Source organism: Piscinibacter sp. PDB5-1 (assembly GCF_056676035.1).
The window spans coordinates 982,874-995,024 of record NZ_JBWVZL010000002.1 but is presented as its reverse complement, the minus strand read 5'-3'; the positions used below and the strand labels follow the sequence as shown (position 1 = coordinate 995,024).

Annotated in this window: 10 protein-coding genes; 9 read left to right on the top strand and 1 reads right to left on the bottom strand. The window is 68.9% G+C overall.

Annotation, left to right across the window (positions count from 1 at the left end; genetic code table 11):
- Positions 1-33 precede the first annotated feature (33 nt).
- Positions 34-1,074 carry a glycosyltransferase family 2 protein gene (locus AC1KAT_RS11870; protein WP_480326072.1) on the bottom strand — a complete coding sequence of 347 codons (1,041 nt, stop codon included), beginning with the start codon at positions 1,072-1,074 and terminating at the stop codon, positions 34-36.
- Positions 1,075-1,357: 283 nt separating this feature from the next.
- Here AC1KAT_RS11870 and AC1KAT_RS11865 point away from each other — a divergent pair, with 283 nt between their 5' ends.
- From AC1KAT_RS11865 to ftsW, 9 genes are read left to right on the top strand one after another with little or no spacing between them, the layout of a single operon-like run.
- Positions 1,358-1,798, top strand: coding sequence for a division/cell wall cluster transcriptional repressor MraZ (locus AC1KAT_RS11865; protein ID WP_480326070.1), 441 nt, complete (start codon positions 1,358-1,360; stop codon positions 1,796-1,798).
- Between the two features lie 6 nt (positions 1,799-1,804).
- The gene (rsmH, locus tag AC1KAT_RS11860; RefSeq protein ID WP_480326068.1) at positions 1,805-2,752 is read left to right on the top strand and encodes a 16S rRNA (cytosine(1402)-N(4))-methyltransferase RsmH; all 948 of its coding nucleotides are present in this window, start codon (positions 1,805-1,807) and stop codon (positions 2,750-2,752) included.
- Positions 2,749-3,042, top strand: a complete 294-nt coding sequence (gene ftsL / locus AC1KAT_RS11855; RefSeq protein WP_480326066.1) for a cell division protein FtsL — start codon at positions 2,749-2,751, stop codon at positions 3,040-3,042. Before rsmH ends, ftsL begins: the two co-directional genes overlap by 4 nt.
- A complete protein-coding gene (locus tag AC1KAT_RS11850) occupies positions 3,042-4,835 on the top strand; it encodes a peptidoglycan D,D-transpeptidase FtsI family protein (protein WP_480326064.1) in 1,794 nt (597 codons plus the stop codon). The genes ftsL and AC1KAT_RS11850 overlap by 1 nt, the downstream gene beginning before the upstream one ends.
- Complete coding sequence (locus AC1KAT_RS11845; RefSeq protein WP_480326061.1) at positions 4,835-6,331, top strand: UDP-N-acetylmuramoyl-L-alanyl-D-glutamate--2,6-diaminopimelate ligase; 1,497 nt, start codon at positions 4,835-4,837, stop codon at positions 6,329-6,331. The genes AC1KAT_RS11850 and AC1KAT_RS11845 overlap by 1 nt, the downstream gene beginning before the upstream one ends.
- A complete protein-coding gene (locus AC1KAT_RS11840) occupies positions 6,328-7,737 on the top strand; it encodes a UDP-N-acetylmuramoyl-tripeptide--D-alanyl-D-alanine ligase (RefSeq protein ID WP_480326059.1) in 1,410 nt (469 codons plus the stop codon). Before AC1KAT_RS11845 ends, AC1KAT_RS11840 begins: the two co-directional genes overlap by 4 nt.
- A gap of 13 nt (positions 7,738-7,750) precedes the next feature.
- The gene (gene mraY, locus AC1KAT_RS11835) at positions 7,751-8,932 is read left to right on the top strand and encodes a phospho-N-acetylmuramoyl-pentapeptide-transferase (RefSeq protein WP_480326057.1); all 1,182 of its coding nucleotides are present in this window, start codon (positions 7,751-7,753) and stop codon (positions 8,930-8,932) included.
- Positions 8,932-10,833, top strand: coding sequence for a UDP-N-acetylmuramoyl-L-alanine--D-glutamate ligase (gene murD, locus AC1KAT_RS11830; protein WP_480326054.1), 1,902 nt, complete (start codon positions 8,932-8,934; stop codon positions 10,831-10,833). The genes mraY and murD overlap by 1 nt, the downstream gene beginning before the upstream one ends.
- On the top strand, positions 10,830-12,098 hold the full coding sequence (gene ftsW, locus AC1KAT_RS11825; RefSeq protein WP_480326052.1) for a putative lipid II flippase FtsW: 1,269 nt from the start codon (positions 10,830-10,832) through the stop codon (positions 12,096-12,098). Before murD ends, ftsW begins: the two co-directional genes overlap by 4 nt.
- Positions 12,099-12,151: the final 53 nt, after the last annotated feature.

Here is a 12,151-nt window from a genome sequence, read left to right as displayed (position 1 = left end):
GGGTTGAACACGAACGGCGGCAACTCGGCGGCTTCAGGCCGCGCGGTGGTACGACAAGGCCTGCGCGTCGGCGCGGTCCGAGACGGTGCGAAGCCCCAGTCCCCGGGCCAGCGCGCCCAGCAGGTCGATCAGTGAAAAGCCGGTGATCAGCGCCAGCGCCGCCAGCCACCGCCCGCCGCGCACGCGCGGCAGGTGCTGGTGGTTGAGCGCGCGCAGGCTGCTGCCGAAGCGAACCAGCTGCACCAGCACCGGGGCGACCGGCCCGCTGCGGGCCAGCCCCTGCGCCCAGCGCGGCGCGTAGGCGCGCACCAGGTGGGGCACCAGGCCCTGGGTGTCCTGCCCGCGCATCCAGCGCAGTTGCAGGGCCTCGGTCCAGTGGTCGGGCAGGCGGTGCACGGTGTGGGCGTCGGGCGCGAAGCGCACCGCCACGCCGGCGGCCTGCAGGCGCAGGCCCAGCACCTGGCAGTGCGCGCGGTACACGCCGGGCAGCGCCCGGTAAGCGTGCTGGGCGAACACCTCGCGGCGAAAGGCGATGTTGTTCGCGTAGAAGTTGCGCGTCGCCCCGGCGGCCAGCGGGCTCGGGAAGTACATGAAGTCGATCGTCGTGAGCGCGGTGCCCACCACGCCGGCCGGGTAGCTGGTGCGGCCGGCCACGGCGGCGGGCGCGTCGGCCTCGGTGAAGGGCTGCAGCAGCGCGGCCAGCCAACCGGCTGCGGGCAGGCAGTCGGCGTCGGCGAAGGCCACGTGGGTGATGCGGGCCGGGTCGGTGGCGGCGAAGCCGGCGTTCTTGGCGTCGTAGTAGCCGGTGCGGTCGTCGATGGCGACGAAGTCGATCGGTCGGCCGGCGGCCGCCTGCAGCGCCTCGCACGCCGTGGCGTCGAGCCCGTCGTGCGTCACCACCAGTTGGCCGAGTGCCGTGAGCCCCAGCGTCTGGGCCTGCAGCCGTTCAAGCAGCCGGGCCAGGCTGCGTGTGGCGACGTCGAGGCCGCCGGCGCCGCCGCGCAGGTTGTTGGTCTCGAGCACGAGGGCGGTCGAGGCCGCGAGGCGCTTCAGATCCAGGGGCGCGTGGGGCATGCGGTGGGGCAGCGAGTCCATGAAGCCGACGAGCTTAGCGCCGCGCGAGGCCCCTCTGAGGAGGGGACAGCCCGGGGTGCCGGGCGTCGTCCCGCGGCCCCAGCTTCTCACCCAAAGCTTTCAGTGGCGATTGCAAGTCCTTATTTCTTCACACTTTTTGCGTTTGCATCATTTGAAAACACAGGTGTAAGTTCTTGATTTCATTGATTTTTTCTTTTGTGGCGCGTTGATTTCACCCAGGTCATCCGCTAAAGTGCCGGAAAGTGCACTTTGGTGGGTTTTTGTGGCAGATTTTGGCTTTCAGGGAACGTCGGCGCTGACGTTGGACGCGAAGGGACGGATTACCGTCCCTGCGCGTCAGCGCGACGTTTTGCTGGCCGATGCCGGGCCGCAGCTCACCCTGACCAAGCACCCGGCCGGCTGCCTGCTGGTCTTTCCCCGCCCGGTGTGGCTGGCCTTCCGCGAGCGCCTGGTCGCGCTGCCGATGTCGGCCGACGGCTGGAAGCGCATCTTCATGGGCAGCGCGATGGACGTGGACATCGACGCCTCGTCGCGCGTGCTGGTTTCGCCCGAACTGCGCGCCGCCGCCCGTCTGACCAAGGACGTGCTGCTGATGGGCATGGGCAGCCGCCTCGAACTCTGGGACCCGGTCGCCTACGCTGAACACGAGGCAAAGGTGCTGGAGTCCGAGATGCCCGATTCCTTGAAAGACTTCCAGGGGTAAGGCGGCGTGAGCACCACCAACGCTTTCGCCCATGAAACCGTCTTGCTGCGCGAGGCGGTGGAGCAACTCGTCACGAGTGCCGACGGCGTCTACGTCGATGGCACCTTCGGGCGCGGCGGTCACACCCGCCTGCTGCTGAGCCAGTTGGCGCCGAACGGGAGGGTGGTCGCATTCGACCGCGACCCCGACGCCGTGGCCGCAGCGGGTGCAGGCACCACGCGGGTCGATGACCCGCGTTTTTCCATCTATCACACGAACTTCGCCGGCATGCAGGGCGCGCTGGCGGCTCAGGGCATCGACCGTGTCGATGGCGTGTTGCTCGACCTCGGGGTCTCGTCCCCGCAGATCGACAACCCCGAGCGGGGATTCAGCTTCCGTTTCGACGGGCCGCTGGACATGCGCATGGACACAACCCGAGGCGAGAGCGCCGCGGACTTTCTGGCCCGCGCCGATGAGCGCCACATTGCGGAGGTGATACGTGACTATGGGGAAGAACGGTTTGCTGTATCGGTTGCAAAGGCGCTTGTTGCTCGGCGCGAAAGCGGGCGTCCTGTTCGCACCACCGCCGAGCTTTCCGAAGTCGTGGCTGGTGCGGTCAAAACCCGCGAACCGGGCCAGAACCCTGCAACGCGCACATTTCAAGCTCTTCGGATTTTCGTCAACGCCGAGCTTGAGGCACTCGAACAGGGACTGAGCGCCGCGCTCGACCTGATCGCCCCGGGCGGTCGCCTCGTGGTGATCAGTTTTCATTCGCTCGAAGACCGCATCGTCAAGACCTTCATCGCCCGCGAAAGCAAGAGCGTGTTCGACCGGCGTGCGCCGTTTGCCGAGCCCAAGCCCTGCCGCTTGCGGTCGATCGGCCGCGTCAAACCTTCCGAGGCGGAAATTGCCGCCAACCCCCGTTCGCGTTCGGCCGTGATGCGGGTGGCCGAACGCACGGACGTCTCTGCATGACGAGGATCAATCTCGTGCTGCTGATCGCCCTCATCGCCAGCGCCGTGTACCTGGTGCGCGTGTCGTACGACTCGCGCCGCCTGTTCACGGCGCTCGACCGCGCGCAAAGCGAGTCGCGGCAGCTGGAGATCGAGCACGAGCGCCTGAAGGCCGAGAAGCAGTCGCAGGCCAACCCGCTGCGCGTCGAGCGCGTGGCGCGCGACAAGCTCGCGATGCGCACCGCCACGCCGGCGGTCACGCAGTACGTGACGCCGCCCGCGCCGGCGGCTTCTCAGGCGGAGGCCCGCTGATGCTGCGCAAGCCCTCGTCGCCCAAGGCCGGCGCCACCAGCGTGCGTTCGGTGATGTATTCGACCAGCCCGCTGCTGGCCTCGAAGACGCCGCCGTGGCGCAGCAAGTTCCTGGTCGGGCTGATCGGCCTGGGCTTTTGCGTGCTGGTCGGCCGCGCGGTCTATGTGCAGATCGTCGGCAACGACTTCTTCCTGCGGCAAGGCGAGATCCGCTACGCGCGCACGCTCGAACTCAGCGCCAGCCGCGGCCGCATCGTCGATCGCAACGGGCAGTTGCTCGCGTCGAGCGTGCCGGCGCCTTCGCTGTGGGTCATCCCCAAAGACTTCGAGGCCGACAAGAAGCAGCGCCAGCAGTTGGCCAAGCTCGTCGGCATGACGCCCAAAGAGCTGAACAACCGCCTCGACGACAGCCCCAACTTCGTGTGGCTGCGCCGGCAGATGGACGAAGACGCGGTGAAGGCCTCGCTCGACCTGGGCATCAAGGGCCTGTACCAGGTGCGCGAATTTCGCCGCCAGTACCCGCAGGGCGAGGCAGCGGCGCACGTGGTCGGCTTCACCAACGTCGAAGAGCGCGGGCAGGAAGGCGTCGAACTCGCCTTCCAGAACGAGCTGCAGGGCCGCAAGGGCTCGCGCCGCGTGGTGAAAGACCGACTGGGCCGCGTGGTCGAAGACATCGGCGACAGCGTGGCGCCGGTCGATGGCAAGGACATCCAGCTGTCGATCGACTCGCGCGTGCAGTTCTTCGCCTACCAGCGCATCCGCGACGCGGTGGCGCAGCACAAGGCCAAGGCCGGCAGCGTGGTGGTGCTCGATGCGCTGAACGGCGAGATCCTCGCGCTGGCCAACTACCCGAGCTTCACGCCGGCCGACCGCCGCAACCTGAGCGGCGCGCAACTGCGCAACCGCGCGCTGACCGACACCTTCGAGCCCGGCTCGACGATGAAGCCCTTCATCGCCGCCTTGGCGATGGAAAGCGGGCGCGTGCGCCCCACGACCGTGATCTCGACCGCGCCGGGCCGCATGACGATCACCGGCTCGACCATCAGCGACGCGCACCCGCACGGCGACCTGACGGTGGCCGAGGTGATCCAGAAATCGAGCAACGTCGGCACCGTGAAGATGGCGATGCAGATGCCCGCCCGCGAGATGCACGAGATGTTCACGCAGATCGGGCTGGGGCAGCGGCCGCAGATTCAGTTTCCGGGCGCGGTGACCGGGCGGCTGCGGCCCTACAAGAGCTGGCGGCCCATCGAGCAGGCGACCATGAGCTACGGCTACGGCCTGTCGGCCAGCCTCTTTCAGCTGGCACGCGCTTACACCGTGTTTGCGCACGACGGCGAACTGATGCCCGCGTCGATCTTGAAGAACCAGGACCTCGCCGAAGGCCAGCGCGCCAGCGGCGTGCGCGTCATCTCGCCCAAGACGGCCGAGGCCGTGCGCAAGATGCTGGCGCTGGCCGCCGGCCCCGGCGGCACCGCGCCCAAGGCGCAGGTCATCGGCTACTCGGTGGGTGGCAAGACCGGCACCGCGCACAAGCAAGAAGGCAAGGGCTACGCCGACAAGAAGTACCGCTCGTGGTTCGTGGGCCTGGCGCCCGCAAGCAACCCGCGCATCGTGGTGGCCGTGATGGTCGATGAGCCCAACAACGGCAAGTACTTCGGCGGCGACGTGGCCGCGCCCGTGTTCAGCGAAGTCGTGTCGCAGACCCTGCGTTCGATGAGCGTGCCGCCCGACCTCGAAGTCAAGCCGCAGATCGTGTCGAACGAACTGCCCGCCGTGGAGGAAAGCTTCTGATGGCCGCGCTGACACAGCACGCCTCCGTCGGCGCGGCCATCGCCTGGCTGCGCTCGCAGGGCGCGACCGGCCTCGTCACCGACAGCCGCCGCGTGCGCCCCGGCGATGCCTTCGTCGCGTGGCCGGGCTACGGCAACGACGGCCGCCAGTTCGTGCCGGGCGCGCTGCAAGCCGGCGCACGCGCCTGCCTGGTCGAGGCCGATGGCGCCGAGCACTTCAGCTTCGACACCGCCCATGTGTCGTCGCTCGCAGGTCTGAAGGCCGCGACCGGCGAACTGGCCGACGCCTTCTACGGCCGCCCGAGCGAGGCCCTGCACGTCGTGGCCACCACCGGCACCAACGGCAAGACCTCGACCGCGTGGTGGACGGCCCAGGCGCTGAGCCTGCTCGGCCGGCGCTGCGGTGTGGTCGGCACGCTGGGCGTGGGCGAGCCGCCCTCGGCCGTGTCGCCCAACGCGCAGGTGCGCTACACGGGCCTGACGACGCCCGACCCGGTGACGCTGCACGGCGCCTTCCGCGACTTTCTCGACGCGGGCTTCGACGCCTGCGCGATCGAGGCCTCGTCCATCGGCATCGACGAACAACGCCTCGCGGCCGTGCGCATCGAAGTTGCGCTCTTCACCAACTTCACGCGCGACCACCTCGACTACCACGGCGACATGGCCGCCTACTGGCAAGCCAAGCGCAAGCTCTTCGCCTGGCGCGGCCTGCGCGCCGCCTCGGTGAACCTCGACGACCCGCAAGGGGCCGCCCTGGCCGACGAGCTGAAGCACACCGCGCTCGACCTCTGGACCTACAGCCTCAACGCCCCCGCGCGCCTGCGCGCCGAAGACTTGGGCTACCGCCACGGCGGGCTCGCGTTCACGCTGCACGAAGGGTCTTCGACCGTGCCGGTGCAAACGCAGCTGATCGGCGACTACAACGCCGCGAACCTGCTGGCGGTGATCGGCGGGCTGCGTGCGCTGGGGGTGTCGCTGGCCGATGCGGCGCGTGTCAGCGCCGACCTGACGTCGGTGCCCGGTCGCATGCAGCGTGTGGGCGACGCGGCCCGGGGCCCCGCCGTGGTGGTGGACTACGCGCACACGCCCGACGCGCTCGACAAGGCCTTGCAGGCGCTGCGCCCCTTCGCGCAAGAACGCGGCGGCCAGCTCTGGGTGGTGTTCGGCTGCGGCGGCAACCGCGACGCGAGCAAGCGCCCGCTGATGGGAGGCATTGCCGAACGGCTCGCCGACCGCGTGGTCGTCACCAGCGACAACCCGCGCCTCGAAGTGCCGGGCGACATCCTGAAGCAGATCGCCGCCGGCATGACGACAAGCGCCGAACTGATCGAAGACCGTCGTGCTGCCATCGCACAGGCCGTGCGGGGCGCCTCGGCGAACGACGTGCTGCTGATCGCCGGCAAGGGCCACGAGGACTACCAAGACATCGCCGGCCAGAAGCTGCCTTTCTCGGACATCGAAGAAGCCCAGGCCGCACTCAACGGGAGGGCCGCATGAGCCAGCCCATGATGACCTTGGCCGACGCGCACGCACTGCTGCCCGGCTCGACGCTGGTGGGCGACGGCGCGACCCCGCTGCTGCGCGTGCACAGCGACACCCGCACGCTGCAGGCCGGCGACTTCTTCGTTGCGCTGCGCGGCGAGCGCTTCGACGCGAACGACTTCCTCGTGCAGGCCAAACAGTCCGGCGCGGTCGCTGCGCTGGCCGAACGCGGCCTCGCCGAAGCCGGCCTGCCGGGCCTGATCGTGCAAGACAGCAAGCAGGCCCTCGGCCAGCTCGCCGCCGCGTGGCGCGCACAGCTGCAGCTGCCGCTGATCGCCGTGACCGGCAGCAACGGCAAGACCACCGTCACACAGATGCTCGCCAGCGTGGTGCGTGCCTGGCACGGTGCCGGCGCCTTCTGGACCGAAGGCAACTTCAACAACGACATCGGCGTGCCGCTCACGCTGCTGCGCCTGCGCCAGAACGGCGACGTGCAGCACCGCGCCGGCGTGGTCGAGCTGGGCATGAACCACCCGGGCGAGATCGCCGCGCTGGCCGCAATGACCGCGCCCGCCGTGGCCCTGGTCAACAACGCCCAGCGCGAGCACCAGGAATTCATGGCCAGCGTCGAGGCCGTGGCGCGAGAGAACGGCACGGTCATTTCTGCCCTTGCGCCGAACGGCACCGCCGTGTACCCGGCCGACGACGCGTACGCGCCGGTCTGGCACGAACTCGCGGGCACGCGACCGCAGCTGACGTTCGCGCTGCAAGGCCCGGCCGACGTGACGGCCGATGCCGAGTGGGTCGCCGATGCGGATTCGAAAGAGCGGCCCCACTGGTCGGTGATGCTGCACACGCCGGCCGGCTTCCAGACCGTGCGCCTGCATGTGGCCGGCCTGCACAACGTGAAGAACGCGCTGGCCGTCACCGCCTGCGCGCTCGCGGCCGGTTGCCCGCTCGACGCCATCGCGCGCGGCCTCGAAGCCTTCGAGCCGGTCAAGGGCCGTTCGCAGATCAAGGCCGCCACGCTGCACGGCCGCGCCATCACGCTGGTGGACGACAGCTACAACGCCAACCCCGACTCGGTGCGCGCGGCCATCGACGTGCTCGCCGCCTTGCCCGGCCCGCGCTGGCTGGTGCTGGGCGACATGGGCGAGGTCGGCGACCAGGGCCCGGCCTTCCACCGCGAGGTCGGTGCCTACGCGCAGCAGCGCGGCATCGACACGCTGTGGACCGCCGGCACGCTGTGTCGCCACGCGGCCGAAGCTTTCGCGGGTGCGCGCCACTTCGACACGGTGGCCGACGTGCTGGCCGTGATGGGCGAAGCGCCCCACGCCGCCTCGGTGCTCGTCAAGGGCTCGCGCTTCATGAAGACCGAACAAGTCGTCGCCGCCCTGCAGGCCGGCGGCGCCAAGAACTGAGAGAGACCCGACCATGCTGCTTCATCTCGCTCAATGGTTGCAGGGGACCTACCCCGACCAACTGGGCTTTCTGCGCGTCTTCCAGTACCTCACCTTCCGTGCGGTGCTGGCGGCACTGACCTCGCTGCTGATCGGCCTGGCCTTCGGGCCCTGGGTGATCCGCCGGCTGGCGGCGCTGAAGATCGGCCAGCCCATCCGCGAGTACGGCGTGCAGGCGCACATCGCCAAGAGCGGCACGCCCACGATGGGCGGCGTGCTCATCCTGATCGGCATCGGCGTCTCGACGCTGCTGTGGTTCGACTGGAGCAACCGCTTCGTCTGGATCGTGATGATCGTGACCATGGGCTTCGGCGCCATCGGCTGGGTGGACGACTGGCGCAAGGTCGTCAAGAAAGACCCCGAAGGCATGCGCTCGCGCGAGAAGTACTTCTGGCAGTCGATGATCGGCCTGATCGCGGCGCTGTACCTCGCCTTCGCCATCTCGGAAAGCTCGAACGTGCGCGTGCTCGAACTCTTTCTGCGCTGGGTGCAGAGCGGCTTCTCGAACGACCTGCCGCCCAACGCCGACCTGATGGTGCCCTTCTTCAAGACGGTCAGCTACCCGCTGGGCGTCTTCGGTTTCATCATCCTCACCTACTTCGTGATCGTCGGGGCGAGCAACGCGGTCAACCTGACCGACGGGCTCGATGGCCTGGCCATCATGCCGGTGGTGATGGTGGCCTCGGCGCTGGGCGTGTTCGCCTACGTGGTGGGCTCGTCGGTGTACTCGAAGTACCTGATCTTTCCGTACATCCCCGGCGCGGGCGAGCTGCTGATCTTCTGCGCGGCCATGGCCGGCGCGGGCCTCGCCTTCCTGTGGTTCAACACGCACCCGGCGCAGGTCTTCATGGGCGACGTGGGCGCGCTCGCGCTCGGCGGGGCGCTCGGCACCATCGCCGTCATCACGCGCCAAGAGATCGTGCTCGGGATCATGGGCGGCATCTTCGTCGTCGAGGCGCTGTCGGTGATGCTGCAGGTCACCTGGTTCAAGTACACGAAGAAGACCACGGGCGAAGGCCGGCGCATCTTCAAGATGGCGCCGCTGCACCACCACTTCGAGAAGTCAGGCTGGCGCGAGACGCAGGTCGTCGTGCGCTTCTGGATCATCACCATGCTGCTGTGCCTGATCGGGCTGGCGAGTCTCAAGCTCCGGTAATGAAGCATCTCAAGGACCTCTCGGTGCTGGTGCTCGGGCTCGGTGATTCGGGCCTGACGATGGCGCGTTGGTGCGCCGACCATGGGGCGCGCGTGCAGGTCTGGGACTCGCGCGCGCAGGCGCCGCAAGACGCCGCGCTCGCGGCCGAGGTGCCCACGGCAGTGCGCTTGAGCGGCGTGCTGCCGGCCGAGGCCTTGAACGGCGTGCAACTGATTCTGAAGAGCCCCGGCCTCGCGCCGAACGACGAGCGCATCGCGCCGCTGCTGCAGGCGGCGGTGGCGACCGGTGTGCCGGTGCAGGGCGAGCTGGACCTGTTCGCGCGCGCCTTGGCCGACCTGAAGGCGGCGCACGGCTATGCGCCCAAGGTGGTGGCCATCACCGGCACCAACGGCAAGACCACGACCACGTCGATGACGGGTCAACTGATCGAACGCACCGGCAAGCGTGTCGCGGTGGCCGGCAACATCGGGCCGACCTTGTTGAAGACGCTGGCGGACGCGTTGGCGGCGGAGACCCTGGCCGAAGTGACCGAGGCCGGGGGGAACGTCGATGCCCCAGTCCCAACGGAAACCGAGTTGAGCGACGAGGGGCTTCGGCAGGCCCAGCCCGAACGGGGGGCGGGTGATGTCGCCTCGGTGAGCACCGGGTTCGACGCGTCTGCCCCGAATTCAAGCGCCGTTCACTCTGAGCCGGTCGAAGGGCCCGAAGACGCGCCCGCCGCTGCCAGTGCTGAGCCTGACGAAGCGCCCGCACCGACCGCCGCCCCCGACGACGCCAAGGACGCCGACGCCGACGCCGACATCGGCGGCGGTGGCCCGCCGCCGCACCTGATCCCGCCGCCCCCGCCGGGCCCCGTCTTCGCGCACCTGCCCGAGGTCTGGGTGTTGGAGTTGTCCAGCTTCCAGCTCGACAACGTGCAGGGCTTCGAGCCCAGCGCGGCCACGGTGCTCAACGTCACGCAAGACCACCTCGACTGGCACGGCTCGATGCAGGCTTATGCCGCCGCCAAGGCACGCATCTTCGGCAACCACGCCGTGATGGTCATCAACCGCGACGACGAACTGGTCGAGCAGATGATCCCGGCGCCGATCTCGGGCAAGGCCGCCGGCAAGGGCCGCTTCGCCAAGCCGGTGCACCGCCACGTCGTGCGCTTCGGGCTCGAAGCACCGATGCGCCCGGGCGACTTCGGCCTGGTCCACGAGAACGGCATCGCGTGGCTGGTGCGTGCGATGGAACTCGACGAAACCATCAAGCGCAGCAACAAGCGCGGCGCGGCGGCCGAAGAAGACGAGCTGATCATCCAGCGCCTGATGCCGGCCGACGCGATGCGCATCCGCGGTCGCCACAACGCCTCGAACGCACTCGCCGCCCTGGCCCTGGCGACGGCCATCGGCTGCCCGCTCGCACCCATGCTGCACGGCCTGCGCGAGTACGCGGGCGAGCCGCACCGCGTCGAGTACGTCACCACGGTCAACGGCGTCGAAGCCTACGACGACAGCAAGGGCACCAACGTCGGCGCGACCGTCGCCGCGCTGAAGGGCCTGGGTGAAGACAAGGCACCGTCGCAGCTGGTGGTCATCCTCGGCGGCGACGGCAAGGGGCAAGACTTCGCGCCGCTCTTCGGCCCGGTGCAGCGCCACGTGCGGGCGGTGGCCACCATCGGCCGCGATGCGCCGGCGCTCGAAGACGTGCTGCGTGGCACCGGTGTGCCGATGCAGCGCCACGACAGCCTGGAGGCCGCCACGCGCTGGGCCTTCGCGCAGGCGCAGTCGGGCGATGCCGTGCTGCTGAGCCCGGCGTGCGCCAGCCTCGACATGTTCCGCAACTACGCGCACCGCGCCGAGGTCTTCGTGGCCGAGGTGCAGGCGCTGGCGGCTGAAACGGGGGGCATCGGCGCATGAACCTCGCCCTGCGCGGCTGGACCGAGATGACCCAGGGTCTGAAGGACCGCCTGCGTGCCTTGCTCAAGCGCGACGGTGCGGCCTCGGTGCCCATCCGCAACTGGGACGGCAGCTCGGGCCAGCCCGTCAAGCTGCAAGGCTTCGACCAGCAACTCGTGTGGCTGGTCGTGGCCCTGCTCGCCTTCGGCCTGGTGATGGTGTATTCGGCCTCGGTCGCGCTGCCCGACAACCCGAAGTTCGCACGCTACGCGTCCACGCACTTTTTGACGCGGCATGCGCTGTCGATGGGTGTCGGCCTGACCTTCGCGCTCATCGTGGTGCAGGTGCCCATCAACGTGTGGGAGCGCCACGCCCCGTGGATCTTCGTGCTGGCGCTGCTGCTGCTGGTGGCGGTGCTGATCCCGGGCATCGGCAAGGGCGTGAACGGCGCGCGCCGGTGGATCCCGCTGGGCTTCACGAACTTCCAGCCGTCCGAGCTGGCCAAGCTGGCCATCGCCATGTACGCGGCCAACTACATGGTGCGCAAGATGGAGGTGAAAGAGAACTTCTTCCGCGCCGTCTTCCCGATGGCGATCTCGGTCGCGGTGGTGGGCGTGCTGCTGCTGGCCGAGCCCGACATGGGCGCCTTCCTCGTGATCGCGGCGATCGCGATGGGCATCCTCTTCCTCGGTGGCGTGAACGGCCGCATGTTCTTCCTGATCACAGCGGTGCTGGTCGCGGCCTTCGTGATGATGATCAGCTTCAGCGAGTGGCGCCGCGAGCGCATCTTTGCGTACCTGAACCCCTGGGACGAGAAGTACGCGCTGGGCAAGGCCTACCAGCTGTCGCACTCGCTGATCGCCTTCGGCCGCGGCGAGATCTTCGGCCAGGGCCTGGGCGGCAGCGTCGAGAAGCTGCACTACCTGCCCGAGGCGCACACCGACTTCTTGCTCGCGGTGATCGGCGAAGAGCTGGGTTTCATCGGCGTGGCCTGCGTGATCTTTGCGTTCTTCTGGCTGTCGCGCCGCATCTTCCACATCGGCCGCCAGGCGGTGGCCCTCGACCGGGTGTTCGCCGGGCTGTTCGCGCAAGGCGTGGGCATCTGGATGGGCGGCCAGGCCTTCATCAACATGGGCGTGAACCTGGGCGTGCTGCCGACCAAGGGGCTCACCTTGCCGCTGATGAGTTTCGGCGGCTCGGCGGTACTGATGAACCTCGTCGCGCTGGCGATCGTGCTGCGGATCGACATTGAAAACAGACAACTCATGCGCGGAGGCCGCGCATGAGGGCCTTGACGCATGGCGGCGAGGTCGGGATGCGTGCAACGCAGCCCCGAGCT

Bases quoted from the DNA above. Each gene is read 5' to 3' on its own strand.
- ftsW (WP_480326052.1), top strand. From the start codon at position 10,830: ATGAACCTCGCCCTGCGCGGCTGGACCGAGATGACCCAGGGTCTGAAG.
- AC1KAT_RS11850 (WP_480326064.1), top strand. From the start codon at position 3,042: ATGCTGCGCAAGCCCTCGTCGCCCAAGGCCGGCGCCACCAGCGTGCGT.
- AC1KAT_RS11840 (WP_480326059.1), top strand. From the start codon at position 6,328: ATGAGCCAGCCCATGATGACCTTGGCCGACGCGCACGCACTGCTGCCC.
- ftsL (WP_480326066.1), top strand. From the start codon at position 2,749: ATGACGAGGATCAATCTCGTGCTGCTGATCGCCCTCATCGCCAGCGCC.
- AC1KAT_RS11845 (WP_480326061.1), top strand. From the start codon at position 4,835: ATGGCCGCGCTGACACAGCACGCCTCCGTCGGCGCGGCCATCGCCTGG.
- murD (WP_480326054.1), top strand. From the start codon at position 8,932: ATGAAGCATCTCAAGGACCTCTCGGTGCTGGTGCTCGGGCTCGGTGAT.
- mraY (WP_480326057.1), top strand. From the start codon at position 7,751: ATGCTGCTTCATCTCGCTCAATGGTTGCAGGGGACCTACCCCGACCAA.
- AC1KAT_RS11870 (WP_480326072.1), bottom strand. From the start codon at position 1,074: ATGCCCCACGCGCCCCTGGATCTGAAGCGCCTCGCGGCCTCGACCGCC.